This window comes from Roseobacter sp. HKCCA0882 (assembly GCF_037805225.1).
Lineage (GTDB): Bacteria > Pseudomonadota > Alphaproteobacteria > Rhodobacterales > Rhodobacteraceae > M30B80.
This window is the reverse complement of the sequence record NZ_JBBLYI010000002.1, coordinates 205,225-231,510: the sequence shown is the minus strand read 5'-3', so window position 1 is coordinate 231,510 and position 26,286 is coordinate 205,225. Positions and strand designations below refer to the sequence as shown.

Annotated in this window: 29 protein-coding genes and 1 other RNA gene; 19 read left to right on the top strand and 11 right to left on the bottom strand. The window is 55.5% G+C overall.

What is annotated here, in order from left to right:
• Positions 1-54 precede the first annotated feature (54 nt).
• Both AAC622_RS09370 and AAC622_RS09365 read left to right on the top strand, forming a co-directional pair.
• Positions 55-195: an aa3-type cytochrome c oxidase subunit IV gene (locus AAC622_RS09370; RefSeq protein ID WP_340244868.1), complete on the top strand. Its 141-nt coding sequence runs from the start codon at positions 55-57 to the stop codon at positions 193-195.
• 18 nt (positions 196-213) lie between these two features.
• Positions 214-789: a hypothetical protein gene (locus tag AAC622_RS09365; RefSeq protein ID WP_340261918.1), complete on the top strand. Its 576-nt coding sequence runs from the start codon at positions 214-216 to the stop codon at positions 787-789.
• 99 nt (positions 790-888) lie between these two features.
• Here AAC622_RS09365 and rpsU read toward each other — a convergent pair whose 3' ends face one another.
• Positions 889-1,095, bottom strand: coding sequence for a 30S ribosomal protein S21 (rpsU, locus tag AAC622_RS09360; RefSeq protein ID WP_009806335.1), 207 nt, complete (start codon positions 1,093-1,095; stop codon positions 889-891).
• Positions 1,096-1,200: 105 nt separating this feature from the next.
• Here rpsU and AAC622_RS09355 point away from each other — a divergent pair, with 105 nt between their 5' ends.
• Both AAC622_RS09355 and AAC622_RS09350 read left to right on the top strand, forming a co-directional pair.
• Positions 1,201-1,908, top strand: coding sequence for a COQ9 family protein (locus AAC622_RS09355; protein ID WP_340261916.1), 708 nt, complete (start codon positions 1,201-1,203; stop codon positions 1,906-1,908).
• A gap of 26 nt (positions 1,909-1,934) precedes the next feature.
• A complete protein-coding gene (locus AAC622_RS09350) occupies positions 1,935-2,921 on the top strand; it encodes an NAD(P)H-quinone oxidoreductase (protein ID WP_340263019.1) in 987 nt (328 codons plus the stop codon).
• Here the strand turns inward: AAC622_RS09350 and AAC622_RS09345 are convergent.
• Positions 2,918-3,625, bottom strand: coding sequence for an HAD family hydrolase (locus AAC622_RS09345; protein WP_340261913.1), 708 nt, complete (start codon positions 3,623-3,625; stop codon positions 2,918-2,920). The two genes, AAC622_RS09350 and AAC622_RS09345, sit on opposite strands and share 4 nt — an antisense overlap.
• A 158-nt stretch (positions 3,626-3,783) precedes the next feature.
• Here AAC622_RS09345 and clpS point away from each other — a divergent pair, with 158 nt between their 5' ends.
• From clpS to AAC622_RS09330, 3 genes are read left to right on the top strand one after another with little or no spacing between them, the layout of a single operon-like run.
• Complete coding sequence (gene clpS / locus AAC622_RS09340) at positions 3,784-4,104, top strand: ATP-dependent Clp protease adapter ClpS (protein ID WP_340256334.1); 321 nt, start codon at positions 3,784-3,786, stop codon at positions 4,102-4,104.
• Between the two features lie 21 nt (positions 4,105-4,125).
• Entirely contained in the window at positions 4,126-5,148 is a 1,023-nt protein-coding gene (locus AAC622_RS09335; protein ID WP_340261912.1) for a class I SAM-dependent methyltransferase, read from the top strand.
• A 19-nt stretch (positions 5,149-5,167) separates the two neighbouring features.
• On the top strand, positions 5,168-5,980 hold the full coding sequence (locus tag AAC622_RS09330; protein WP_317656550.1) for an SDR family NAD(P)-dependent oxidoreductase: 813 nt from the start codon (positions 5,168-5,170) through the stop codon (positions 5,978-5,980).
• A 58-nt stretch (positions 5,981-6,038) separates the two neighbouring features.
• On the opposite strand, the gene AAC622_RS09325 is transcribed toward AAC622_RS09330, so the two are convergent.
• The gene (locus tag AAC622_RS09325; protein WP_340261910.1) at positions 6,039-6,794 is read right to left on the bottom strand and encodes a DUF1013 domain-containing protein; all 756 of its coding nucleotides are present in this window, start codon (positions 6,792-6,794) and stop codon (positions 6,039-6,041) included.
• 133 nt (positions 6,795-6,927) lie between these two features.
• Between AAC622_RS09325 and AAC622_RS09320 the strand changes: the two genes are divergently transcribed.
• The 3 genes from AAC622_RS09320 to AAC622_RS09310 all read left to right on the top strand — a co-directional run bounded on the left by AAC622_RS09320 (position 6,928) and on the right by AAC622_RS09310 (position 10,109).
• Entirely contained in the window at positions 6,928-7,575 is a 648-nt protein-coding gene (locus tag AAC622_RS09320) for a ribonuclease T2 (protein WP_340261908.1), read from the top strand.
• Positions 7,576-7,644: 69 nt separating this feature from the next.
• Complete coding sequence (locus AAC622_RS09315) at positions 7,645-8,640, top strand: type I glyceraldehyde-3-phosphate dehydrogenase (RefSeq protein WP_340261906.1); 996 nt, start codon at positions 7,645-7,647, stop codon at positions 8,638-8,640.
• A gap of 20 nt (positions 8,641-8,660) precedes the next feature.
• Positions 8,661-10,109: an NAD-dependent succinate-semialdehyde dehydrogenase gene (locus tag AAC622_RS09310; RefSeq protein WP_340261904.1), complete on the top strand. Its 1,449-nt coding sequence runs from the start codon at positions 8,661-8,663 to the stop codon at positions 10,107-10,109.
• Positions 10,110-10,231: 122 nt separating this feature from the next.
• Here the strand turns inward: AAC622_RS09310 and recR are convergent, their stop codons facing one another.
• Genes recR through AAC622_RS09295 form a run of 3 tightly spaced genes read right to left on the bottom strand, consistent with a single transcriptional unit; the run spans position 10,232 to position 12,963 of the window.
• Entirely contained in the window at positions 10,232-10,843 is a 612-nt protein-coding gene (gene recR, locus AAC622_RS09305) for a recombination mediator RecR (protein ID WP_340252709.1), read from the bottom strand.
• A gap of 5 nt (positions 10,844-10,848) precedes the next feature.
• Entirely contained in the window at positions 10,849-11,193 is a 345-nt protein-coding gene (locus AAC622_RS09300; protein ID WP_317656544.1) for a YbaB/EbfC family nucleoid-associated protein, read from the bottom strand.
• 18 nt (positions 11,194-11,211) lie between these two features.
• Entirely contained in the window at positions 11,212-12,963 is a 1,752-nt protein-coding gene (locus AAC622_RS09295) for a DNA polymerase III subunit gamma/tau (protein ID WP_445322622.1), read from the bottom strand.
• Between the two features lie 130 nt (positions 12,964-13,093).
• Here AAC622_RS09295 and AAC622_RS09290 point away from each other — a divergent pair, with 130 nt between their 5' ends.
• Positions 13,094-13,411, top strand: a complete 318-nt coding sequence (locus AAC622_RS09290) for a hypothetical protein (RefSeq protein WP_340261902.1) — start codon at positions 13,094-13,096, stop codon at positions 13,409-13,411.
• Positions 13,412-13,413: 2 nt separating this feature from the next.
• On the opposite strand, the gene AAC622_RS09285 is transcribed toward AAC622_RS09290, so the two are convergent.
• Positions 13,414-14,130, bottom strand: a complete 717-nt coding sequence (locus AAC622_RS09285; RefSeq protein ID WP_340261901.1) for a CatB-related O-acetyltransferase — start codon at positions 14,128-14,130, stop codon at positions 13,414-13,416.
• A gap of 96 nt (positions 14,131-14,226) precedes the next feature.
• An RNA gene (gene ffs, locus AAC622_RS09280) (signal recognition particle sRNA small type) lies at positions 14,227-14,325 on the bottom strand.
• Between the two features lie 393 nt (positions 14,326-14,718).
• Here ffs and nudC point away from each other — a divergent pair.
• From nudC to AAC622_RS09265, 3 genes are all read left to right on the top strand, one after another.
• The gene (gene nudC, locus AAC622_RS09275) at positions 14,719-15,702 is read left to right on the top strand and encodes an NAD(+) diphosphatase (RefSeq protein WP_340261898.1); all 984 of its coding nucleotides are present in this window, start codon (positions 14,719-14,721) and stop codon (positions 15,700-15,702) included.
• A gap of 94 nt (positions 15,703-15,796) precedes the next feature.
• On the top strand, positions 15,797-16,000 hold the full coding sequence (locus AAC622_RS09270; RefSeq protein ID WP_340261896.1) for a hypothetical protein: 204 nt from the start codon (positions 15,797-15,799) through the stop codon (positions 15,998-16,000).
• Between the two features lie 54 nt (positions 16,001-16,054).
• Complete coding sequence (locus AAC622_RS09265) at positions 16,055-16,267, top strand: hypothetical protein (protein WP_340261894.1); 213 nt, start codon at positions 16,055-16,057, stop codon at positions 16,265-16,267.
• Between the two features lie 2 nt (positions 16,268-16,269).
• On the opposite strand, the gene AAC622_RS09260 is transcribed toward AAC622_RS09265, so the two are convergent.
• On the bottom strand, positions 16,270-17,190 hold the full coding sequence (locus AAC622_RS09260) for a DMT family transporter (RefSeq protein ID WP_340252700.1): 921 nt from the start codon (positions 17,188-17,190) through the stop codon (positions 16,270-16,272).
• Between the two features lie 72 nt (positions 17,191-17,262).
• The gene (locus AAC622_RS09255; protein ID WP_340244834.1) at positions 17,263-18,117 is read right to left on the bottom strand and encodes a prephenate dehydratase; all 855 of its coding nucleotides are present in this window, start codon (positions 18,115-18,117) and stop codon (positions 17,263-17,265) included.
• Positions 18,118-18,233: 116 nt separating this feature from the next.
• Between AAC622_RS09255 and AAC622_RS09250 the strand changes: the two genes are divergently transcribed.
• From AAC622_RS09250 to AAC622_RS09230, 5 genes are all read left to right on the top strand, one after another.
• Entirely contained in the window at positions 18,234-18,749 is a 516-nt protein-coding gene (locus tag AAC622_RS09250) for a c-type cytochrome (RefSeq protein WP_340261891.1), read from the top strand.
• A 181-nt stretch (positions 18,750-18,930) separates the two neighbouring features.
• Entirely contained in the window at positions 18,931-20,802 is a 1,872-nt protein-coding gene (locus tag AAC622_RS09245; protein WP_340261889.1) for an extracellular solute-binding protein, read from the top strand.
• Positions 20,803-20,807: 5 nt separating this feature from the next.
• A complete protein-coding gene (locus AAC622_RS09240) occupies positions 20,808-21,962 on the top strand; it encodes a microcin C ABC transporter permease YejB (protein WP_317656530.1) in 1,155 nt (384 codons plus the stop codon).
• A 7-nt stretch (positions 21,963-21,969) separates the two neighbouring features.
• On the top strand, positions 21,970-23,079 hold the full coding sequence (locus AAC622_RS09235) for an ABC transporter permease (protein WP_340263014.1): 1,110 nt from the start codon (positions 21,970-21,972) through the stop codon (positions 23,077-23,079).
• Positions 23,076-24,659, top strand: a complete 1,584-nt coding sequence (locus AAC622_RS09230; protein ID WP_340261886.1) for an ABC transporter ATP-binding protein — start codon at positions 23,076-23,078, stop codon at positions 24,657-24,659. Before AAC622_RS09235 ends, AAC622_RS09230 begins: the two co-directional genes overlap by 4 nt.
• A 68-nt stretch (positions 24,660-24,727) precedes the next feature.
• Here AAC622_RS09230 and AAC622_RS09225 read toward each other — a convergent pair whose 3' ends face one another.
• Positions 24,728-26,224, bottom strand: coding sequence for a D-alanyl-D-alanine carboxypeptidase family protein (locus tag AAC622_RS09225; protein ID WP_340261884.1), 1,497 nt, complete (start codon positions 26,222-26,224; stop codon positions 24,728-24,730).
• Positions 26,225-26,286 lie beyond the last annotated feature (62 nt).

Sequence of the window (26,286 nt, the reverse complement as noted above, 5' to 3'; positions counted from 1 at the left end):
CGCATGAAATTCGGTATGCGCGTCGTAAAAGCGACCAGATCAATGGAGACGACCATGGCAAAGAACGAACATAAGCACGGCTCGATGGATATCAGCGAGCAGGAGAAAACCTTTGATGGTTTCATGACGTGGAGCATGCGCGTTGGTGCTGTTTCGATCGCTGTTGTGATCTTCTTGGCCCTTTTCGCCCGCTAAGTTTGAAGTCGAACACCGATGGGGTGGCGTTCGTCTCTTACAGTTTTGTGTCTCGCGCTGGCCCTTACGGGCTGCGCGAATCCATCGATTTGGGCCAGTGATCAAGACATTGCGACAGCAAGCTATCGCGAGCCAGGGCCAACGCGCATCACGCTTTTGACAATGCTGCGCAGTGAAACAGGCACGGGTGCGCATAGTGCCCTTGTTGTCGATGACGGAACGCAGCGATTGTTGTTTGATCCTGCCGGCGGTTGGTTCCACCCTGCCGCACCCGAACGTAATGATGTGCTCTTTGGAATGAATCCCACGCTCTATGGCTTTTATTTGCAATGGCATGCGCGCGAGACTCATCATGTCGTGGCGCAAGAGGTTCTTTTGCCGCCAGAACAGGCGCGATTCGTGGCGCAGCGCATTCAGAAAATTGGCCTTGTGCCCAAGGCAAATTGTTCGCGCTCAATCTCGGAATTGCTTGGCGAATTGCCGCAATTTTCCGATTTGCCAGTTACGTGGTTTCCCGAAAAGACCATAGAAAATTTGGCCCGCTATGACGGCATCCGAACCTATGAAATCTGGGATGATGATGACGAAGGGTGACCCCTTCACCCTCTGAGCATAGCGCAAAAGAAAACCCCCGTGCCAAAAGGACGGGGGATATCTTTTTTGAAGAAAACTTCGCGTTTGCAAAGGTTCTGCTTAGAGCAGACCCTCACGCTGCGCTTTTTTCCGCGCCAGTTTGCGCGCGCGGCGGATTGCTTCCGCTTTCTCGCGTGCTTTCTTGACGGAAGGCTTTTCGAAATGTTGCTTAAGCTTCATTTCACGGAAAACGCCCTCGCGCTGAAGTTTCTTCTTCAGAGCGCGCAATGCTTGATCAACATTGTTGTCGCGAACACTCACCTGCATGTGGTGTCACCACCTTTCTAAGTTAGAGTTTCAAAGTTGCAGGAAGTGGCCATCTAGCAAGAATCTGCTAAGTTGTAAAGCAACGCAGAAAAATGGAGTGATGCGATGGAAAGCCAAGCCACGACCGAGCTGAAAGCGCACATTGTCACCGCAGCATTGGATCATGTGCCGTTTGATGGGTGGTCTGATGGGGCCCTTTGCGCTGCGTTGAGCGATTGCGATGTAGACACCGAAACGGGTCGCGCGCTTTTCCCTCGGGGAGCGGTTGATTTGGCCTTGGCCTTTCATCGGCAGGGGGATGCAGATTTGCTGCGCGCCTTGCGCAATGCTGACTTGTCTGAAATGCGCTATCGTGATCGCGTGGCTTATGGGGTGCGCCTGCGCCTTGAGGCGGTCGCCGCCCACAAAGAGGCCGTGCGCCGCGGCACCACCTTGTTTGCCCTGCCCATCCATGCCGCAGATGGCGCAAAAGCCATCTGGGAAACCGCTGACAGCATTTGGGAGGGGCTTGGGGACCGCGCCAATGATTTCAATTGGTATTCCAAGCGTGCGACATTGGCGGGGGTGTATTCGGCTACTGTGCTTTACTGGTTGGGGGATCAATCGCCAGATCACGCTGCGACATGGGCGTTTTTGGATCGCCGCATCGATGATGTGATGCAAATCGAAAAGCTAAAGAAATCTGTCAATGAGAACCCTGCGCTTAAGCCCCTTATGGCGGGGCCAAATTGGCTACTTGGAAAGATTCGCCCCCCTGCGCGGGTCGCACGAATTGACCTTCCAGGATATATTCGTCCAAAAGACCAACAGTGAAATCTGTTCTGGAGAGCTACATGACCCTGCCTGAAACCATGCGCGCGGTTGAAATCAGCGAGGCGGGCGGGCCAGACGTATTGACGCTGTGCAGTCGCCCTTGCCCCCGTCCTGAGGCTGAACAGATTTTGATCAAAATTGCCTATGCAGGGGTAAACAGACCTGATGCGCTGCAACGGGCGGGGCTCTATGATCCGCCCAAAGGGGCCTCTGACCTCCCCGGTCTTGAGGCCTCTGGCACAGTTGTGGCGGTGGGCGAGGCTGTGTCCGAGTGGAAAATCGGGGATCAGGTTTGCGCGCTTCTGCCGGGCGGGGGGTATGCAGATTATGCGCTGACCCATCAATCCCACGCTTTGCCCGTGCCAACGGGTATGGATCTGCGCGCTGCTGCTGCGCTTTGTGAGACGTTTTTCACCGTGTGGTCAAATCTGTTTCAACGCGCCGCCTTGCGCGCGGGTGAGCGGTTGTTGGTGCATGGCGGCGCATCTGGAATTGGCACAACGGCCATTCAACTGGCGCGTGCTTTTGGGGTGCGGGTTTTTGTGACCGCAGGCCAAGATGAAAAATGCAGAGCCTGCGAAGCCTTGGGGGCGGAGCGGGCGATCAATTACCGCACGGAAGATTTCGTTGAGATCATGCGCGCCGAAGGTGGCGCGAATATCATCCTCGATATGGTGGGCGGGCCATATCTGCCGCGCAATATTCGGGCTTTGGCGGATGATGGGCGACTTGTGCAAATCGCCTTTTTGCAGGGCGCGAAGGTTGAGCTGAACTTTACACAGATGATGACGCGGCGCTTGACGTTGACAGGGTCGACCTTACGGCCCCAATCAGATGCCGCCAAAGCCGCGATTGCGTCTGAGTTGCGCACCCATGTTTGGTCCCTGCTCGAAACTGGCCAAATTGCGCCCGTGATGGATAGCAGCTTTGATCTGACCGAGGCCTCCGCTGCCCATACCCATATGGAGGCGTCTGCCCATATCGGAAAAATCGTTCTCGAAGTTGCGCCTTAAGCCTGTTCCAAGATTTTGACCAACGCAGGCAGACCACCCAAATCGGGTAGGCTGTGATAGCGTGCATGGGATTGAGGCGCGTCTGCCTCCTCCAACGCCCAGATATAGGTTGACGGCACATAGACCCCAAAGGCCCCTGCCTCAAGGGCGGGGATGACGTCTGATTTCATGGAATTACCCGCCATCAATGCCACATCGGCACTTGCGCCATGCCGCGCGAAAGCGCGGGTGTAAATTTCAGGTTTCTTGTCGCTGACAATTTCAACGCCGTGAAAATATTCGCCCAAACCCGATTGCGCCAACTTGCGTTCTTGGTCGAGAAGATCACCCTTGGTGATTAGCACCAATTTGTGGCTTTGCGACAGATCGCGCACCACCCTGTCGGCATGGGGCAGCAGGGTGATGGGATGTTGGAGCATGTCCTGACCTGCGGCCAAAATCTCCCCGATTACTGCACCGCTGACTTTTCCTTCGGTGACTTCAATCGCGGTTTCAATCATGGAGAGCATGAACCCTTTAATGCCAAATCCGTAATGGCCGATATTGCGCCGTTCTGCCGCCAAGAGGCGGTTGTGCAAATCGTCTTCGGCGCAGCAATCCGCCAAAAGTTCTGCAAAGCGCGCTTGGGTTACGCGGTAAAATTCCTCGTTCTGCCAAAGCGTATCATCCGCGTCCAAACCGATTATTTGCAGCATTTTTGTCATTGGGTTATGCACGACCTCAGGCAGTTGCCTTGTGGCCCCTTTTCTGAATCACCTTGCGGCTTATATAAAGGCACATGGACAATGGCACCATGAGCACGCCAGTTTTAGACCAGATGGCCAGTTTTGGAGTAGATATGCGGCGCGATGGCTTGACGATGATGGCGAAACCTCCTGTGGAGGAAAACGACACCACCGTTATATCCAAAACAAAACCAAAAACGCAGCGGCCCCCGATGTATAAGGTGCTGCTTTTGAATGACGACTATACCCCAATGGAGTTTGTCGTTCACGTTCTTGAGCGCTTCTTCGGTATCTCTCATGCGCAGGCGGTCGAGATTATGCTGACTGTGCATAAAAAAGGGGTGGCCGTTGTGGGTGTCTTCTCTTATGAGATTGCCGAAACGAAAGTGGCGCAGGTGATGGAATTCGCGCGCCGCAATCAGCATCCGTTGCAATGCACCATGGAGAAAGAGGACTGATCCCCAGTCCCGCCGTCGCTTATGACCCCAGACAGATGGATTTCCGCGCTTGAGCAAAACGCGCTCAGCTTGCCGCCTCTTTCGGCGGTTTTGATTTATGGTGCCAGTGGCGACATGCAACTTGATGTGTTCGGACAGGCCCGTCTGTTGGCTGTGCAAGGGTTTTACCCCGATCACGCCCGCGTTGTGGCCCGTGGAATTGATGTGCATCCTGATCTGCCAGCCGATGCGGTGGATGCGTTTGATCTGGCTTTGGTTGCGGCCCATAAATCAAAAAAATTGACCCTGTCGCGGATCGCAAAATCCCTGATGGCATTGCGCAAGGGTGGCATTTTGATGGTGGATGGGGCGAAAACCATCGGGATTGAATCGATCCTCAAGGCCCTAAAATCAACCTTTGACGGCGTAGAAGTTTTTTCAAAATCGCATGGCAAATTGATTTGGTTCATGCGCCCAGATGTCCTGCCCCAAACCTGCGCGGAATGGGTTGGCAGCGCCACGAAAACTGAAGATGGCCATATCGTGCCAATTGGCAGCTTCTCTGCGGACGGGCCAGATCAAGGATCGGAAATTTTGATTGCACTGGCCCCTAAACTTAAGGGACGCGTTGCTGATCTTGGGGCGGGTTGGGGATATATCGCTGCGCATATTCTGGATGAACAGGATAGCATTGAAACCCTCGATTTGATTGAGGCCGATCACGCGGCGCTTGAGGCCGCGCGCCAGAATGTCGGTGATCCGCGCGCGCGTTTTTTCTGGGCTGATGCGACAGCATTCAAGCCCGACGCGCTTTATGATGCGATTTTGTGCAATCCGCCTTTTCATACATCACGCGCGGCTGATCCTGCCTTGGGGCAGGCCTTTATTTCGGCGGCAAGTCGCCTGCTTAAGCCTTCAGGACAATTTTTGATGGTCGCAAATCGCCACCTGCCCTATGAATCGGTGCTGAAGGCGAATTTTTCAACGGGTCGCATGTTGGCCGAGATGCAGGGCTACAAGCTCTATCAAGCTGGGAAACCGAAAGCTGCGCGATCTGCGCGATGATCGGCAAAGGGGTTTTGGAATGTCTTTATCCATCCAAGGAAAAACTGCGATTGTGACGGGGGCCGCCAATGGGATTGGCCTTGCGATCGCGCGTCATTTTTCTGACCTTGGCGCGAATGTCGTGTTCACAGATCGCGATGAAGAGCGGCTTTTTGATGAATGTGGCGCCTCAGATGATGAGCGCGCGCCAAATATTCGCGCCTTTGCAGGAGATTTGAGCGAAAAGCTGACAGTGGCCAATTTGATCTCGGCCACGATTGATGCCTTCGATCGGGTCGATATTTTGGTCAATGCGTGCCGCCAGATCATACCAACGGACCCGTTTGATCCTGCCGATACCAGCATTGAGCAAATGTTGCAGCAAAACCTGTTTACATCGCTTCGCCTGAGCCAAGCCGTTGCAAAAAAGATGATTGCCCAAGCCGAAGGGGATGACCGCGATGATGAGACGCGCGGCGCGATTGTGAATATCTCGAACATCGCTGCGATGCGCAGCCATCCTGATTTGATGGGCTATTCGGTGTCGTTAGCGGCGCTTGAGCAATCTACGCGGTCTTTGGCATTGTCCCTCGCCCCAAATCGTATTCGTGTGAATGCTGTATCTTTTGGGTCTGTGATGTCAGCGAGCCTTCAAGCGGGTTTGGCAGAAGATGAATTGAAGCGCAAAGACATCCAAAGCCACACACCGCTTGGCCGCATTGCTTCAGCGCGCGAAGTGGCGGGTGCGGCCCAATTCTTTGCCTCGGATGGGGCGGGATTTGTTACAGGGCAAGTTCTCTGCGTGGATGGTGGGCGCAGCTTGCTTGATCCTGTTGGCGTGCCTTTGCATTAAAAAACCGCGCAACCTTTGGGGCGCGCGGTTTTCAGATGGCAGGCTTTATAACGCCTGATTATTTGTCGTCTTTGTCTTTATCATCTGGCAGGTTAAAGAAGCTGTCCGCATCATAGGTCTTTTCGGTTTCGTCCTCGTCCTCATCGGCGGCAGACGAATTGCCTGAGAGGCTGAATGTTTCAAGACCCGAAATCGCGCTTGGCATTTTTGGCTCTGGATCACCTACAAGGCTTTGTTCGGTCGAGACCAATTTACGGCGCTCATCATCGGTCATAACCAGACCTTCTTTGGCGCGTTTCGCGTTGGCTGATTGCACGGCGGCATCCAATTCAGACTGCTTGCACAGACCAAGCGCAACAGGGTCGATTGGTTGAATGTTGGAAATGTTCCAATGGGTGCGTTCGCGGATCGCTTGGATGGTTGGTTTGGTGGTGCCAACCAATTTGCCAATCTGGCCATCGGACAGCTCTGGGTGGAATTTGACCAACCAAAGGATTGAAGCAGGACGATCCTGACGCTTGGACAGGGGCGTGTAGCGTGGGCCACGGCGCTTTTCCTCGCCCAGTGCGGCGGGGTTATGCTTCAGCTTTAGATTATGCGCAGGGTCTTTCTCGCCACGCTCAATCTCGTCTTGGTCGAGTTGGTTATTGGCAATCGGGTCAAAACCCTTGACGCCTGTGGCTACGTCACCATCTGCAATCCCTTGCACTTCCAATTCATGCAGCCCGCAGAAATCGCCGATCTGCTTAAAGCTGAGCGTGGTGTTATCCACCAACCAAACGGCGGTGGCCTTTGCCATGATAGGTTTTGTCATTTTTAGCTCCTTTTCGGATGCAATCGGGCGGGCGCTGAAACAACGCTGCGGCGGGGGCCGCAATTCCTCGATTTCGGGGAAGTTGCCCGTTATATAAGGCAGCGATTGGCGCAAGGAAAGAGGGAAACGCGAGATGGGGTGCAGATTGATACGTGCGGGGCTTTTGGCCTTTGCGCTATGTGGTGCGGCACTTTCTGCGCGGGCCGATCAGGCGGGCGTGCTTGACCTCTATGTCTTAGCCCTCAGTTGGAATTCGACATGGTGCGCGATTGAGGGGGATGAGCGTGGGGCGGCGCAATGCGAGACAGGCGCACACCATGGGTTCACCTTGCACGGGCTTTGGCCACAATATGAGGAGGGGTGGCCCAGTTATTGCTCAACACCCGCGCGCGGCCCAAGTGATGCGTTGACGGCGGGCATGGTTGATATCATGGGAAGCTCAGGCCTTGCCTGGCACCAATGGCGTAAGCATGGGGTCTGTTCTGGCCTGCCTGCTGAGGATTACTTCGCCCTATCGCGCCGCGCTTATGCGGCGGTGACTGTGCCAGCGGTTTTGACCCAACTTAATCGACCTGTGCGCCTGCCAGCCGAAGTGGTGGAGGACACGCTCCGCGAAGCCAACCCTGATCTCAGTGACAGTGGTGTTGTCACCACCTGCCGCGAAGGTCGCATCGCAGAGCTGCGCATTTGTCTGACCCGCGATTTAGAGCCCCGTGATTGCCCTGCCGATATGGGGCGCGATTGTTCTTTGCGTGAGGCGCTGTTTGATCCAATCCGCTAATGCGTGCTTGCACCTTCGCGGTGGGCATGCATCACTCGCCCGCTCACAGCAATCAGGAGATTCGGCATCATGACCGCCCCCATTCGTGTGGCAATAAACGGCTTTGGTCGCATTGGGCGCACCGTGCTGCGCGCGTGGCTTAAGGGCGGTTGGCCCGAGGTTGAGATTGTCGCCATCAACGACATAGCCCCCCTAAAGACCTGCGCTTACCTGTTCGAATATGACAGCGTCTTTGGCCCTTACGCGGGCGAGGTGAGCTGCGGTGATGGCGCATTGGTGATTGATGGGCGCCCGATTGCCTTTACCTGCGAGCCTGATCTAGCGGCGCTGCCCCTTGCGGGGGTGGACATTCTGATGGAATGCACGGGGCGCGCCATGGATCGGCGGATTGCTGAGGCAGGTTTGCGCGCAGGTGCCGCACGGGTGCTGATTTCTGGCCCCTCCCTTGATGCTGATGTGACGCTGGTCTTGGGGGCGAATGATGCGGCCCTATTGCCCGATGCGCGCATTGTGTCGAACGCATCTTGCACCACCAATGCCACAGCCCCCCTGATACGGGTTCTCGATGAGGCCTTTGGGGTTGAGACGGCTTTGATGACGACAGTGCATTGTTACACGGGCAGCCAACCCACCGTGGATATGCCGATGGGGGATTTGGTGCGGTCCCGCGCAGCTGCCTTGTCGATGGTGCCCACAACAACCAGTGCGGAAAAGTTGATTGATCTTGTGCTGCCCCATCTTGCGGGGCGGATCACAGGCTCGGCAATTCGGGTGCCAACGGCAAGTGTCTCTTGTATCGATTTGGCGGTCATCACCGAGCAGCGGCCATCGGTTGAGGCGGTGCGCGATGTCCTGCGCGCAGCCGAAGGGCCAATCTTAGGCTATACTGAGGCGCCTGTTGTCTCGACTGATCTTCGGGCGCGCCCCGAGTCGTTGATCGTGCAAGGGGATCAGATCAAACGCTCCAAAGGCGGGATGCTGCGCGTCTTTGGGTGGTATGACAATGAATGGGGATTTTCTGCGCGCATGTTGGATGTGGCGCGCAAGATGGGGGCGCAAGCCTAAATAAGAAAGGAGCGAGGAGCATGGCAGATTGGAAAAACTGGATGCGCGAGGCGAATTATATCGCAGGCGCATGGGTGGGCGCAGATGATGGTGCGACCTTGGATGTTACAAACCCCGCTACGGGCGAGGTGATTGGGCAAATTCCGAAATCTGGCCACTCAGAAACCATGCGCGCGATTGATGCAGCCCATGCAGCTTTTCCCGCTTTTGCGGCGATGGACTTGATGGGGCGCTTGGCGCTTTTGTGGAAATTGCACGATGCGTTGATGGATAACCAAGACAGTTTGGCCGAATTGTTGACCCGCGAGATGGGTAAACCTTTGGCAGAAGCGAAGGGCGAAATTGCCATCGGTGCGCAATATCTGCGGTGGTATGCAGAGGAGGCTCGCCGTGTGAAAGGCGAGATCGTTCCTGCAGGCGTCAATGGTCGCCGTATTTTGGTAACAAAGCACCCTGTGGGTGTTGTGGGCATGATTACGCCTTGGAATTTCCCCTCCTCGATGCTGGCCCGCAAACTTGCGCCTGCTTTGGCGGTTGGCTGCACAGCTGTCGCGAAGCCTTCGGAAGAAACCCCATATTCAGGCTTGGCTTGGGCAGCTTTGGCCGAGGACGTGGGCTATCCCAAAGGGGTGATTAACATCGTCACGGGGGATGCGCCCGCCATTGGTGGTGCGATGATGGCGCGCCCTGAATTGCGCAAAGTGACCTTCACGGGCTCGACCAATGTGGGCAAATTATTGATCCGCCAGTCAGCTGATACAGTCAAGAAAGTCTCAATGGAATTGGGGGGGAATGCCCCATTCATCGTTTTTGACGATGCTGATCTGGATCGTGCGATTGACGGGGTTATGGCCTCTAAGTTTCGCAATTCTGGTCAGACCTGCGTTTGCGCCAATCGTGTTTTTTTGCAGGCAGGCGTGCATGATGAATTCGTGGCGAAACTGGTTGAGAAAACCCGCGCGCTGAAACTTGGAAATGGCATGGATGCGGGCGTGACCCAAGGGCCGTTGATCAATCAAGCGGCGTTGAAAAAGGTCGAGGGCTTTGTGGAAGACGCCAAAGCCAAAGGTGCCACTGTGGCCACGGGCGGCATGCGGGATCAATTGGGCGGCACATTCTTTCAGCCAACGGTTTTGACAGGGGCCAAAGCCGACATGGAATTTGCCCAGGAAGAAATCTTTGGCCCTGTTGCGCCCGTGTTCAAATTTGAGACAGATCAAGACGGGGTTGATATGGCCAATAACACCCGCTTTGGCCTTGCGGCTTATGCCTACACCTCTGACTTAGCGCGCGCGATGCGCCTTGATCGGGATTTGCAATATGGCATGGTCGGGATCAATTCTGGCATGATCACCACGGTTGAGGCGCCCTTCGGCGGCGTCAAGGAATCGGGTCTTGGCAAAGAGGGCGGCAGCCAAGGTGTCGAAGATTATCTTGATACCAAATATGTCTGCATTGACGGGCTCTGATCCCACTTCCCTCGACCTGATGCGTGTGGGGGATTGCGCATAGCGTCGAGGGGCGCGTGGATGCGCATTAGGCATGCATATGCCCTGACCTGTAAAACGACAGCTTATATTTGAGATTTAGGTTAAAATGATTTCCGCGCGCTCAAGGCCGCGGAAATCGTGCCATCGTCAAGATAGTCCAATTCGCCCCCGATGGGCACACCTTGCGCCAGTGATGTGATTTTCACGTGTCCTTCGCGCGCCATTGGGGCGAGTTCGCCCGCAATGTAATGGGCGGTGGTTTGACCATCAACGGTGGCATTCAGCGCAAGGATCACTTCTTCAATTCCATCTCTTGCGACCCGCTCAATAAGGCGCGGGATACGCAGATCGTCAGGGCCAATATCGTCTAGTGCCGATAGCGTGCCACCCAAGACATGATAACGCCCGCCAAAGGCGCGGCCGCGTTCCATCGCCCAAAGATCGGCGACGTCCTCGACCACGCAGATTTGGCCATTGCCCCGCTTGGGGTCGGTGCAAATCGCGCAGACCTCATCGGTGCCGATATTGCCACAAGAGAGGCATTCACGCGCATCACGGGCCACTTCGGCCAAGGATTGCGCCAAGGGCGTCATCAGGCCTGCGCGTTTTTTGATCAGGTGCAAAACCGCACGCCGTGCCGAGCGTGGCCCAAGACCAGGCAAGCGCGCCATCAGCGCGATCAATTCCTCTATTTGGCGCGCGCCTTCGCTCATCGAAATCAGAAGGGCAGCTTCATGCCTGCTGGCAGGCCAAGCTCAGCAGTGATTTTTTGCAATTCTTCCTGACTGCGATCAGAGGCTTTTGCTTGCGCATCTTTGATGGCGGCCAAGATCAAATCTTCGACCACTTCCTTGTCATCCCCATTAAAGATGGAGGGGTCGATATCCAAACCCACCAATTCGCCCTTGGCGCTGGCTGTGGCCTTCACGAGGCCTGCACCTGCTTCCCCTGTGACGCGGATTGTGTGCAGGTTTTCTTGCATTTCCGCCATGCGGGTCTGCATTTCTTGTGCCTGTTTCATCATCTTGGTCATATCGCCAAGACCGCCAAGGCCTTTGAGCATATCCATCATCCTTTGTGGTTAATCGTCTTCGAACGGATCCCATTCATCTTCGATCTCGGGCAAGGCCTCGACCGCAGCATGGGCCTGAATATCGGTGTGACTGCGAATATCTGTAATTTGGGCGTGTGGAAAGGCCAAGAGGACGGCCTGCATCAGCGGATGGTCTTTGGTCTCTTTTTCAAGCTCGGCACGCTCCGCATTCGCCTGTTCTTCGATGGTGGGTGCGCCGCCCGAGGAGACGACCGAGACCACCCATCTTGTCCCTGTCCATTGCGTCAAGCGTTGGCCAAGGCGTGGCCCCAAATCTTCGGGCGCGCGGTCAGTAGGTTCAAATTCAATGCGCCCCGCGCGATAGGAGGCCAAGCGCAAAGTGGTCTTAACCTCAACCAACAATTTGATGTCGCGCATCTCTTCGATCAATGCGACCACATGCTCAAAAGTCGGGTATCGGGCCAGTAGGGCCTCTGGGGCCTCGGAAAGGGCCGCTTGCGGCGCGCCATTTGTGCCGCCTGTGCTGCTTGGAAGGCTTGAGCCTCGCGCGGGTGCGCCATGCGATCCGCCTTGTGTGGGGGCTGGCCCGCGCGGTGGTGCGGCAGGGGGCGGTGTTGTGGATTGCAGCTTACGGATCAAATCATCGGGGCTTGGCAATTCGGCCACATGGGTCAGGCGGATCACGGCCATTTCGGCGGCCATCATCGCATTGGGGGCAAAGGCCACTTCCTCAAGCGACTTCAGCAGCATCTGCCACATCCGCGACAAGGCGCGCATTTGCAAATCCCCCGATAGCGCCACCCCGCGGCTGCGCTCATCAGGCGAAATAGAGGGGTCTTCAGCGGTTTCGGGCGAGATTTTCACAACCGACAGCCAATGGGTTATATCGGCCAAATCCCGCAAAACTGCCATTGGGTCAGCGCCATCGGCGTATTGCGTGGCCAATTCATCCAATGCACCCTTGGCATCGCCGCGCATGATCATCTCAAACAGATCCATGACACGCCCGCGATCTGCAAGGCCGAGCATCGCGCGCACTTGTTCCGCGCTGGTTTCGCCTGCACCATGGGAAATTGCCTGATCCAAAAGGCTGAGCGCATCGCGCACAGACCCTTCCGCCGCGCGCGTGATCAGGGCCAAGGCTTCGTCCGTGATTTCGGCTTTTTCCAGATCCGAGATTTTGCGCAAATGCGTGATCATCACCTCAGGCTCGATGCGGCGCAGATCAAACCGCTGGCAGCGCGACAATACGGTGACAGGCACTTTGCGAATCTCTGTGGTCGCGAAGATGAATTTCACATGGGCGGGCGGTTCTTCCAATGTCTTAAGCAGCGCGTTGAACGCGCTGGTCGACAGCATGTGAACCTCGTCAATTATGTAAATCTTATAGCGCGCGCTGGCAGAGCGATAATTGACGCTTTCAATAATCTCGCGGATGTCATTCACGCCGGTGCGTGATGCCGCGTCCATTTCCATGACATCGACATGGCGCCCTTCGGCGATAGAGGTGCAATGTTCGCATTGCCCGCAGGGTTCAGTCGTGGGCTTGCCCGCACCATCAGGGCCAATGCAGTTTAGGCCTTTGGCAATAATTCGTGCGGTGGTCGTTTTCCCTGTGCCGCGAATGCCCGTCATAATGAAGGCTTGCGCGATGCGATCGGCGGCAAATGCGTTTTTCAGTGTCCGCACCATGGCCTCTTGCCCGATCAAATCGGCGAAACTTGCGGGGCGATATTTGCGCGCAAGCACCTGATAGGCTTGATCGGTGGTTTGGGTCATAGGGTTTTCCAACGGCTCTTGACGGTTTTTGCTTGGCAGAACGGCGCCCTGCCTGCAGGGTTATTAGCAAACTAGGCGCAGATGAGCGGCGCGGCAACCGCTTCCTGCGCGCAAAGCAAGCGGGGACGCGATGAGCGATAGATCACGGCTTTTGATATTCCTGTTTTTGATCCTGGCCAGCGTCTTTGTCGCGCTGGTTCATCTATGGGCCGCTCTTGTTGAGGGTGGGTTTCGGGCCATCCCGTTATCGGTGGTGTCGATCTTTGTGTTGATCCATTTGCCCGCAACCGCCGCAGGCACTTGGTTATGGCGCCAAGGGGCCTTGGGGCGGATGCGCTATTTGGTGCATGGGCTGACCCTCTATTTTTGCGTGGCCCTGTTCTTCGCGATGGCGGGGAATTTTATTTGGGCTTCACTTGTGAATGGCCTTTATGGTGGGGGCAGCTAAGGTCATGACGCCTCAGGCGGTATGATCCCAGACCAGTCCCATATGGTGCGCCGCTCATCGGGCATTTTAGGTGAGGAGGGTTTTGCCTCAAACCCATCCAAAAACGCCAAAGGATCGTCAAAAGTCAGGTCAGATAATGCTTCGGGGGTGATCTCCCACCACGCGCTGCATTGAAGCCGTGTTGCAATCTCAGGCGCAAAACGGGGGCGGATGACGCGGGCGGGGTTGCCGCCAACAATCATGTAATCTGCCACATCGCGCGTCACCACAGAACCCGCTGCAATCACCGCGCCATTGCCGATGGATATACCATCACGCAGCAGCACATCTTGGCCAATCCAAACGTCATGACCGATACGCACAGGCCGCGCCGCGCCATCATACCGGGAAGAGTCAGGCAAGGGGGGCAGGTCAAACATCCGCCGCCTGCGGGGTTGATATTGCACAGGCGAGGTTGTCACCCAATGATGCGGATGGCTGGCCCCCATTACGCGGACATTTTCGCTGATCGAGCAATATCGCCCAATCCAACCCACAATAAAAACGGAATGGCTGTAGGAATAGGCGCCAAGCGGCATCAGACCTCTTGGATTATGCTGACTGTGACGTTCAAACTTGGCGCTTGCATTGTTCAAAACATGGCCCGCGCGCAGCTTTGGGTAAAAACGCATGGGCAGCGCCTCGACCAACGCCAGATCGGTGCAGCGAAAGCGATTCATTGCAGCCTATTCCCCGAAATTCCGTAACCCAAGCCACAGCTTGGTTGCTTTTACGCACCGCCGCAAGGGTTCAGGTGGCACTTATTTTCAAGGGAAAGGTGAGAGGCTGGACAACGACCCAAGCGGGACTCGTTACGGCTGCTTCCTTCCGGATCTGACCGGGTTGGCGAGGAGCCTGTCCGCGCCAACCTCTCAACGCGTAAATAGTCAATCTTGGCTCTTGGTGCAAGGGCTGCACAAAAAATGCGGGCTAAAGCGTGATTTCAAATTGCTCGAACCCTTGGGCCGAGACGCCAGAATAGGCCAGACCATTCAAATCTCGCTCTTTCCCGACCTCCAGCGCAGTAGGTGGTGTCGTGAAAATAGTCATATTCGGTCAGATGAGCGTGTAAATCGGTGGTCGCAAAAAGCGTGACCTTCAGACGCGCGGACCGCGCCGTCCCTATGATGATCTGTCCCGCAGCCAAATCTCATCCCCTTATGATGGGGGCATCATACAACCATAAGGGTAGTTCTGCGCAATCCTATTCTTGTTGCACCCCGTTCACGTCTCTGTAAGGTTTGGGCGCGAAGCAAGGATCACATCACATGCCCCTTTTACAAACTGCCTCTGCGGTCACCTTTGGTGGATCGAATTTAGATCGTGCGGCGCATTTGCGGGATGATCCTGTGCAATTGGGGCAAATTGCAAAGGCGCATATCTTGGTTCTGTGGCGCGGCAAGGTGCTATGTCAGCGCGATGCAGAAACGGGTCTGGCGTCCTTGTGCTTTTTGCCAAAAGACGCAGCGCTTTTACGAGATCTCGCAGAGGAGGCGCGGTTGTTTTTGGGGCTGTCCGAGGATGGGGCGGCCTATTTTGTGCAAGACCTGAGCGATTGGAATCCTGAATTGCCAGAAGGGGTCAGCTTGAACTCCTTTGTTGATCTGTCCGAGCAGGCCCATCCAGATGCGCCCGAGGGCGCTGTGTTTTTGGAATTGCGCAGCATTATGATCACCCTGCCTCCACGCGCAGCAGAATTGGCGGCAACAGCCCGTGCTTTGTTGAATTGGCACAGCTCGCATCTCTATTGCGCCAAATGTGGCAGCCCTTCGCAGATGGTGCAAGCGGGGTGGCAGCGCAAATGCCCCGCCTGTGGCGCCTCGCATTTCCCGCGCACGGATCCCGTGGTGATCATGCTTGTGACCTATGGCGATCAAATTTTGTTGGGGCGTTCGCATGGTTGGCCCGAAAGGATGTATTCCGCACTCGCAGGGTTTGTCGAACCTGGTGAGACAATCGAGGCCGCCGTGCGCCGCGAAGTGTTGGAAGAAGCGGGGATCACCACATCCGAAGTGCGCTATGTTGCCAATCAACCTTGGCCTTACCCCAACTCTTTGATGTTTGGCTGCCTAGCCACCGCCACAAGCACAAAGATTACGGTTGATCCAAATGAATTGGACGATGCGCGATGGTTAAGCCGCCAAGAGGCGATGGATGTCTTTTGTGGGTCACACCCAGAAATATCTTCGCCGCGCAAGGGCGCAATTGCGCGGTTTTTGCTGGAAAACTGGCTCGCAGATCGGTTCATATAGGCTGCAAAAGGTGCGCGACTGGGGTGGTCTTTGGCCAGACGCCCTGCCTTCACAGCGCGCAAAGGATCGGCGTATAGCATTGGGGTGATCAGCTATGAAATTCAAAGCGACCGAAGATATTGATGCCCCGCTGGAACTGGTGTTCGAGCGGTTTTGCGATTTTACGCAGATCGAAGCCGATTTGACGGGACGCGGCGCCAAGCTCGTGCGGGAAGGCAGGTGGTTGCAGCCCCGCAAAGGCACAGGGTGGTCAAGTGAGATCAAATTGCGCGGCCGTGCGCGCCCTGTTTCTTCGTAAATCACGAATTTCATCCACGAAGAGGTGATGGTGATTGAAAGCCAAATCGGGAGAATGCAGACAATCTATGAGCTGCGCTTTCAAGGCATCAATCCGCAAATGTCGCGTGCCAGCGCGCCCTTGGAGTTGAAGCCAACCACGTTAAGTGCGCGGCTAGTGATTCAATCTTTGAAACTTGCGCGGGGCCGCGTTTTGCAACGGATGACGGGCTATTTGGTGCGCCGTGGCAATGAGGTCGAGGCGGAATATCGCGCCTCCTTGGGCTAGGTTTAGCCTTGCGGCGTCATGGCCTTGCGTTGACGTGCGCGCTCTATCCCCAATTGACGTTCTCTTAGTATGATGGCGATCCCTGCCGTGATGATGATGGCCGCACCCACCAACATGGTCGTGCTTGGGATTTCGTCAAATATCATATAGCCCACCCCAAGCGCCAAGAGCATCGAGCTATATTCAAACGGCGCTATCAAGGAAGCATCGGCTTCGCGATAGCTTGAGGTGAGCAGAATCTGACCCACGCCGCCTAAAACGCCAGCCAAGATCAAGAGCATCGCTTCGCGGGGCCCAGGGATGACCCACCCCCATGGTAGGGTCAAAAGGGACATTAAGGTCGCCGTGATTGAAAACCAAAAAACGATGGCCGATGTGGTTTCAGTTGCAACCATTTTGCGCACAAACACCTGTGCAAGGGCCGCGCATACCGCGCTCATCAAAACAATCATTGCGCCAAGCGCCTCGGCATGGGTGGTGTCAGCGCCGCCAAGGCTGAGGCGCGGAGAAAGAACAATCACCACGCCAAGCATCCCCAAAGCCACCATGCTGAGGCGAAAAAGCCGTACATCTTCGCCCAAGAACATGGCGGCAAAAACAACCACCAAAATCGGCGCGGCATATCCAATCGCGGTTACTTCGGGCAATGGCAAAAGGCCAAGCCCCGCGAACCCAAGCCCCATCGCACTGGTGCCCACAACCCCACGCCAAACATGGCCCAAGGGCGAGACTGTGCGCAGGCCGGTTGACAATTCATGTCGCATCCACAGCCATGCGATGATCACAGGCAGCGCAAAAAATGATCGAAAGAAAACGGCCTGACCCGGCGGCACATGGTCAGAGGTGGCTTTGATCAACGATGCCATTGCCACGAAAACGCATACAGATGCGATTTTCAGGGCAATGCCGCGAAGGGGGTTCATGTGAGGGGCGCTCGCGCAAATCTTGTGTCGGCGCAAACCTTGCGCGAGGCGCGATGGCAATGCAAGGGCGGATTAGGCCCCGTAATCGCGGCTAGGATCAGCGGGATAGCTGCCTAAGATTCGCAACTCGCTGGTGAAATATTCCAACTCTTCCAAGGCCAATTGCACAGCGCGATCATCGGGGTGCCCTTCGATATCGGCATAAAATTGTGTCGCCGAAAAGGATCCCCCAACCATATAGCTTTCAAGCTTGGTCATGTTCACGCCATTGGTCGCAAAGCCGCCCATGGCCTTGTAAAGCGCCGCAGGGATGTTTCGCACGCGAAAGACGAAGGTGGTCATCATATGTTCCGCGCGTGGGCGCAGATCGGCCTTTGGCTCCATGATCAAGAATCGTGTGCGGTTGCTATCTTGATCCTCGATATGACGGGCCAAAATATCGAGATCATAAATTTCAGCAGCAAGTTCCGAGGCAAGCGCGGCTTTGGCTTTGTCGCCCCATGCAGCAACATCGCGCGCGGCGCGGGCATTGTCGGTGGTTACACAGCCTTTAATGTTGTTTTCTTTCAAGAATTTCGAGCATTGCGGCAAAAGAACCAGATGCGACCACGCCTCTTTTACGTCAGAAATCTGGCTACCTTTGACACCCAAAAGATTGATGTGAACGCGCACAAAGGCCTCGCCCACGATATAAAGGCCGCTTTCAGGCAACAGACGATGAATATCGGCCACACGGCCATAGGTCGTGTTTTCTACGGGCACCATCGCGGCTTGAGCATCGCCTTGGCGCACCGCATCCATCGTTTCCTCAAAGCTTGCACAGGGCAGCACATCCCAATCGGGGCGTGCTTCGCGGCAGGCTTGGTGAGAATAGGCACCAAGCTCTCCTTGAAAGGCGATGCGGCGTGGGTTTGCGGTGGCAGTCATAATAAATCTTTCAGATGGGCGTTCTGTCGCGCTTCCTATACCTTGCCATCTTATGTTGGAAGAAGATAGATAGCCCTCAACTCGGGCTAGAGAACGGGAACGACATGTTTGATACAATGACTATCACGAAAGCAGGCGCATCGCTTTGCGCAGCCCTGCTTACACTTCTCTTCGCTGGTTGGGCCAGTGACGGGCTATATTCCGTTGGCACTGCAAGCCATGGTGAAGAACACGTTAGCGGCTATCCGATTGAAGTGGCCGATGCCGGTAGCGCCGAACCTGCCGAAGAGGTGGTTGAGGTTGCCTTTGCCGATGTATACGCCGCCGCAGATGCGGGCGCTGGTGAAGGCCTGTGGCGCCAGTGTCAGGCCTGCCATTCGCTGGAGCAAGGCGCCAACGGTGTAGGCCCCTACCTTTATCGCGTTGTTGGCCGCGCAAAGCATTCGGTTGACGGATTCAACTATTCGGATGGCCTCCGCGCCTTAGAAGGCGATTGGACACCAGAGAACCTCAATGGGTTCTTGGAAGCGCCCCGCGAATATGCTCCAGGCACCGCCATGGCCTATAACGGGATGCGCAAGATCGAAGACCGTGCAAACCTGATTGCGTATCTCGCGACTATCGGCAACTAAGCTCGTCTTTAGAGATTGTATTTTTCAGAAGGCCGCCCTGACATGGGGCGGCTTTTTTCATTCACAGATTCGCGCGCAAACTTCATGGGGTCTGGTTCTTTGCTGTGTGATCGCTAAGTTATTAGGAAATGACATATCGCCCTCTATGGGCGCACTCAGAGATAATGGTCGGGAGGTTGCGATGCACGAGAGACGGATGGTGCCTAAATCCTTGGCAACGGGCCTGATGGGGGCCGTGATAATTGGCATGGGTGTCACGCAGGCATTTGCGCAAGACTTGATCGAAACCCACGCCATATCTACCTTCGGAACACCAAAATACGTAGCGGATTTTGAGCATCTCGACTATGTGAACCCAGATGCGCCACAGGGTGGGGAGATGTCTTTTTCGTGGCCCTCGGGCACGTTTGACTCGCTGCACCCTTACACGCGCGTGGGTAATTCGGCGGTTTTGTCCTCGATTTTCTTTGAATCCATGCTGACAGGCACGGCGGATGAAATCGGCGCCTCTTATTGTCTTTTATGCGCAACCATGCGGTTTCCTGAGAACCGTGACTATGTGATTTTCACCCTAAGGCCAGAGGTGCAATTCTCAGATGGCACGCCTGTCACCTCGGATGATGTGCTGTTCTCTTACGAAATTCTGCGCGATGAGGGTTTGCCATCCTTCCGTGCATCTCTGCCCATGACTATTGAAAGTGCGGAGGTTTTGGGCCCGCGCGAGATAAAATTCACCTTCAATCCCGAAAGCCCGCTGCGTGGTCGGATTGAGGCGGCGGGTGGCTTGCCCGTTTTCAGCCGTGCTAGCCATGAGGCATCAGGTTTGGCCTTTGAAGACAGCCGCCTCACGCCCCTCATCGGCTCTGGGCCTTATGTTTTGGGCGAAGCGGATCCGGGTCAACGTGTGGTCTATGTTCGCAATCGGGACTATTGGGGAAATGATCTGCCCATCAATCGCGGGCGAAACAATTTCGATAGCATCCGAATTGAATATTATGGCGATGCGATTGCCGCCTTTGAGGGGTTTAAGGCGGGCAATTACCTGTTCCGTCAGGAATCCAGCAGCCAAACTTGGGCCACGGGTTATGATTTCCCGCGTCTGAATGATGGGATCATTATTCGCGAAGAATTGCACGATGGGTCGACCACTTCGGGTCAAAGCTTTGCAATGAATTTGCGGCGCGAAAAATTCGCTGACCCGAGTGTGCGCGAAGCGATTGCGTTGATGTTCAATTTTGAATGGACGAACCAGACCTTGTTCTATGGACTTTACGCGCCGAATACGAGTTTCTGGGAAAACACCTATTTGGCCGCGCATGGCCTGCCATCTGAAGCTGAGTTGGCGCTTCTAGACCCATTGCGGGATCAACTGCCTGCGCGGGTCTTTACCGAAGATGCCTTTGCCACCCCGCCCTCTGATCCTGATCGCAGTCTCGACCGCCGCGCCGCGCGCCGTGCCTCTGCCTTGCTTGAGGAGGCGGGATGGGTCGTTGGTGATGACGGGATGCTGCGTGACGCAAATGGCGCAACATTGGATGTGGAATTCCTAAATGCCAGTCCGTTGTTTGATCGGATCATCAACCCCTATGTCGAAAACCTACAGGCGATTGGGGTGAACGCCATTTTGACCCGCGTTGACCCTGCGCAATTGCAACAGCGGCAACGAGATGCGGATTTTGACATTATCACGGATCACTTCCCTATGGGCTTTGAGCCGGGATCAGGGTTGCGCCAATATTTTGGGTCGCTTGGGGCGGATGAGTCACTCTTTAACGTCATGGGTTTGGCCGATGAGGGTGTCGATGCCTTGATCGAAAAAGTGGTCGATGCTGAAACGCAGGAGGAGTTGACCCCCGCCGTGCAGGCGCTTGACCGCGTGCTGCGTGCCCATGTCTTCCGCGTGCCACAATGGTATAACCCCAACCATTGGGTCGCCTATTATGACATCTATCGCTATCCCGATACGCTGCCGCCCTATGATCTTGGCTTCCTCGATTTCTGGTGGGTTGATCCCGCGGCTGAAGCCGCGCTCGAAGAACAAGGCGTGTTGTAAGCTTTATGGCAAGCTATATCCTCAGACGTCTTTTGCTGATGATCCCCACATTATTGGGGATCATGGTGATCAATTTCGCCCTTGTGCAATTCGTGCCAGGTGGGCCGATTGAGCAGGTGATCGCACAGCTTGAGGGGGAAGGGGATGTATTTGCAGGCATTTCTGGCGGCGGCGGTGATGCAGGCGCGCAGATGGAGCAGGTCGGCAGCGATTACCAAGGCGCGCGCGGCTTGCCGCCGCAATTTTTGGATCAGCTGAAGCTAGAATTTAACTTCGCGCGCCTTGTTTGCGAAGATGGGTTTACGGGCACCCCTTCGTTGCGTGCGCCAGAATGTGTGGCCGAAGACATCCCTGCGATGGAGCGGTTTTTTCTTATGATGGGGGATTATCTGCGCTTTGATTTTGGCGACAGTTATTTCCGCTCAATCTCTGTGGTGGATTTGGTGATCGAGAAATTGCCTGTCTCCATCACCTTGGGGCTGTGGTCGACCCTCATCGCCTATTTGGTCTCGATCCCGCTTGGCATCCGTAAGGCGGTGCGCGATGGCAGCCGCTTTGATACTTGGACAAGCGGGTTGATCATCGTGGCCTATGCGATCCCTGGGTTTCTGTTTGCGATTTTGCTGTTGGTTTTGTTGGCGGGGGGCAGTTATTTTCAGATTTTCCCGCTGCGTGGTCTGACTTCGGACAATTGGGAAGATCTGAGCCTCTTGGGTAAGATCGGGGATTATTTCTGGCACATCACCCTACCTGTGCTTGCCTCAACCATTGCAGCTTTTGCCACGCTGACGCTTTTGACTAAGAACAGCTTTTTGGACGAGATCAAAAAGCAATATGTCATGACAGCCAAGGCAAAGGGGCTGTCGGAGGGGCGGGTGCTTTATGGGCATGTGTTCCGCAATGCAATGCTGATTGTCATCGCGGGCTTTCCCGCGGTTTTTGTGTCGGTATTTTTTGGCGGCTCACTGATCATCGAGACGATTTTTTCCCTCGATGGTTTGGGGCGTTTGGGCTTTGAAGCGGCTGTGAGCCGTGATTACCCCGTGATTTTCGGGACGCTTTTTGTGTTTGGGCTGATTGGTCTGGTCGTGGGGATCTTGTCCGATCTGATGTATGTTTGGATCGACCCGCGCATTGATTTTGAGACGCGGGAGGTGTGAGCGCATGATCACGCTCTCCCCTCTCAACCAACGCCGTTGGCGCAATTTTAAGGCCAATCGCCGCGCGCTTTGGTCATTGATGATCTTTCTTGTGCTTTACGGGATTAGCCTATTCGCTGAAATCATTACCAATGATAAACCGATTTTGGTGCAATATCAGGGCGGCTATTACACGCCTATTTTCAACTTTTACCCTGAGACAGAGTTTAGCGGCGATTTCCGCACCGAGGCGGTTTATCGTGATATTGAGGTGCAATGCCTGATCATCTCGGGCGGGTCAGACGCCTGTTGGGATGATCCTGAAGGCGTGATTGAAACCGTTCAAACCACAGGGCGTGTTGATGGCGTAGAGGTTGTAAAAGGATGGCTCCTTTGGCCGCCTATTCCCTATAGCTACAATACCGTCAACGATATCGGGCGCGCGGCCCCATCGCCGCCTGACGGGAACCATTGGCTTGGCACGGATGACACCGCACGGGATGTTTTGGCGCGTGTGATCTACGGGTTCCGTCTTTCGGTGACATTCGCGCTGATCGTCACCGCGCTGGCCTCGGTGATCGGAATCGCGGCAGGGGCGGTGCAGGGCTATTTTGGCGGTGTCATTGATCTTATTTTCCAGCGTGTGATCGAAATTTGGGGCGCGACCCCTAGCCTTTATATCATCATCATCGTCGCCGCGATTTTCACCATGGATTTCTGGCTCTTGGTGTTTTTGATGGTCTTATTCGGTTGGACATCCCTTGTCGGGGTTGTCAGGGCCGAGTTTTTGCGCGCCCGCAATTTCGAATATGTGCGCGCGGCCCGTGCGCTTGGCGTCTCGGATCGCGTGATTATGTTCCGCCATGTGTTGCCAAATGCGATGGTGGCCACGTTGACCATGCTGCCCTTTATCGTCACTGGCACGATTGGTTCCCTGGCTGCGCTAGATTTCTTGGGTTTTGGCCTGCCCTCATCCGCCCCGTCTTTGGGCGAGATGACCTTGCAGGCCAAAAACAACCTGCAAGCACCATGGTTGGCCTTCACGGCGTTTTTTGCCTTTGCGATCATGCTGTCGCTGTTGGTGTTCATTTTCGAAGGGGTGCGCGATGCGTTTGACCCCAGAAAGACGTTCCAATGAGCCTGCTGTCGGTCGAAAATCTACGCATCACCTTTCAGCAAGATGGGCGGCATATCGAGGCAGTGCGCGGTGTGTCTTTTCACATCAAGGCAGGGGAAACTGTTGCTTTGGTGGGCGAGTCTGGATCAGGCAAATCTTTGACCGCGCTTTCTACTGTATCGCTTTTGCCCGATGCGGCCGAAGTATCGGGCGAGGTGCGCTATCGCGGCGAAGGTTTGATCGGCGCGCCTGAGGCGCGGCTGCGCGCGGTTCGGGGCAATGATATAAGCTTTATCTTTCAAGAGCCGATGACATCGCTGAACCCCCTGCATACCATTGAAAAGCAACTGGGTGAGGCGCTGAGCCTGCATCAGGGCCTGAGCGGTGCAGAGGCGCGAGCGCGCAGTGTCGCGCTTTTGGAGAAGGTTGGTATCCCTGATCCTGCGGCGCGGCTCGGGGCCTATCCGCATCAATTGTCAGGCGGACAACGGCAGCGCGTGATGATTGCAATGGCCTTGGCCAACGGGCCTGAACTTTTGATCGCAGATGAGCCAACCACTGCGCTTGATGTCACCATTCAGGCGCAAATCCTTGATCTTTTGGCCGAATTGAAAACATCCGAAGGGATGAGCCTTTTGTTCATCACGCATGATCTCGGTGTTGTGCGCAAAATCGCGGATCGGGTGTGCGTGATGCAAGCGGGCGAAATTGTTGAGCAGGGCAAAACAGCGGATGTTTTTGGGGCGCCTCAGCATCCATATACCCAAAAGCTTTTGGCGGCTGAGGCCACGGGCGCGCCTGCCCCTGTGGCAAAAGATGCGCCCGAAGTGATCGCATGTGACGCCTTGCGTGTTTGGTTTCCAATCACTGCGGGGCTGCTGCGCCGCAAAGTGGGGGATGTGAAGGCGGTGAATGCTGCCACTCTCTCAATCCGCGCAGGGGAGACAATTGGCATCGTGGGCGAGTCGGGATCGGGTAAAACCACGCTGGCGCTTGCGCTGATGCGCTTGATCTCGTCACAAGGGCCGATCCGCCTTGAGGGGCGAGACATTCAAAGTTTGAAAAGCGCGGCCATGAAACCCTTGCGCCGCGATATGCAGATTGTGTTCCAAGACCCTTATGGTTCGCTTAGCCCGCGCATGACGATTGAACAAATCATTGCCGAGGGGTTGAGCATCCATCACCCTGAAAGCAAATCCGCGCGACAAGACCGCGTGGCTGAGATTTTGCGTGAGGTGGGGCTTGATCCAGCCATGATGCATCGTTACCCGCATGAATTTTCGGGCGGTCAACGACAGCGCATCGCAATTGCGCGTGCGATGGTGCTTGATCCAAAGCTTGTCGTTCTAGACGAACCAACATCGGCACTTGATATGACCGTGCAAGTTCAAATCGTGGAATTGTTGCGCGAGCTGCAAGCAAAAAAGGGGCTGGCCTATTTGTTCATCAGCCATGATCTGCGTGTTGTGCGTGCCCTAGCCCATCGGATTTTGGTGATGAAGTCAGGCGATGTAGTCGAAATGGGCGAGGCAGCGCAGGTCTTTGATGCACCCGCCCACCCCTATACGCAATCGCTGCTACATGCTGTTATCAGCCATTAGATGACTGAAGAATGTAGTGCACTGCGCATCTTGCACAGTGATTTTGACAACAAACCTATAGTCGAAATTTACGGCCCAACTACCATGCAGGCTGTGTCGCGCGCCACAAGCCGTGCGCAGGCGCGGGTGGCTTCATCTTCTGTCATGCCCGCGAATTGCGCCTCAAAGCCACCTTGGCGCTGGGTAACATGGCGCAGGGCCTGTTGCAGCGAAGATTCCGACAAAGCCGTTTGCAGCAGCAAACGCTCAGCGGTATTCTGGGTGGGGTAACGCCCCAACGATATCGCATAAAGCCGCTCGCCCGTAGACGTGGCACGGATCACAATTTCGGGCGCAGAAGGCAATGCGTTTTCAGAAAGTGCTGCCGCCAATTCGATTGGGCGTTGGCTTGGCAAAGGCGCCTCTTCTGGCGCAAGCGCGTCCTCATCTAAACTTGCAAGGGCGGGGCTTGGTGCGTCATCCACGATCACGGGTTGGGTGTCTGCCTCGCTGATGACAGAGGCCGCCCCTTCGGCACTGGGGGCTGCGGCTATGAGCGCCTCCTCAATTGCCACATCAATCGCGGCGAGTAAGGTTTCACTTGGCGGTGTAATTGGAAGCGGGCGCGGTTGCGGCACTAGGCTGCGCGCAACAACCCCTGAGGGGCGGATCGTGCGTGCAACTGGCCCGCGCTCGTAATCGCTGGCAGGCTCACTCCCGCCGCCGCCTGAGCCGCCTGAATAGACGGGGAAGCCTACCAATCTCAATTCGGCATGGGCAGGCGCGCGGGCAAAGCCCATATCCAATAACTCCGAGACGCGTTGGTTGCGCCATGCCGTAGATTGGCCGCCAAAGACAGTGGCAATGATGCGCACATTGCCGCGCTGGGCGGAGGCCACGAGGTTAAATCCTGCGGCGCGCGTATAGCCTGTCTTGATCCCATCGGCACCACGATAGGCCGACAAAAAAGCGCGGTTCGTGTTGCGCACAGTCGCGACACCTGCATCAGTCGAAAGGCGCGAGAACAGGTTATAATATTCTGGATAGTCATAAACCATGCGCCGCCCAAGCATTGTCATGTCATTAGCGGTCGACAAATGGCCCTCCGCAGTTAGGCCATGGGCATTGCGAAATGTTGTGCGCGTCATCCCCAGGGCTTCTGCGGTACGGGTCATGCGCCGTGCAAAAGCTGCCTCTGACCCCTCTATCGCTTCGCCAATGGCCGTTGCAGCGTCATTGGCCGAGCGCACAGCCGCCGCGCGCACCAAATAGCGTAGGCGAATTTGCTGGCCACCGCGCAAACCGAGTTTCGAGGGGGGTTCTGCGGCCGCGTTTTGCGACACCGTAACCAAGGTGTCCATGGTAATTTCGCCAAGCCGCACCGCCTCAAAAGCGATGTAAAGCGTCATCATCTTGGTCAGAGAGGCGGGGTGCAGCCGTGTATCCGCATTACGCGAATGCAAAACCTCGCCCGTTCGTGCGTCAATCACCATAGCCGCATAAGGCGCGGCCTTTACGGGTGTCGCAGCGAAAAAGACAACAATTAAAAGCCCCAAGAGGGCGGAAAAAAACCGATTATATGCCACGAGACCTGCTCACTCTGCCTCAATTAACCGTCTGACGCGGTTGTTATCCTCCGACAATACGG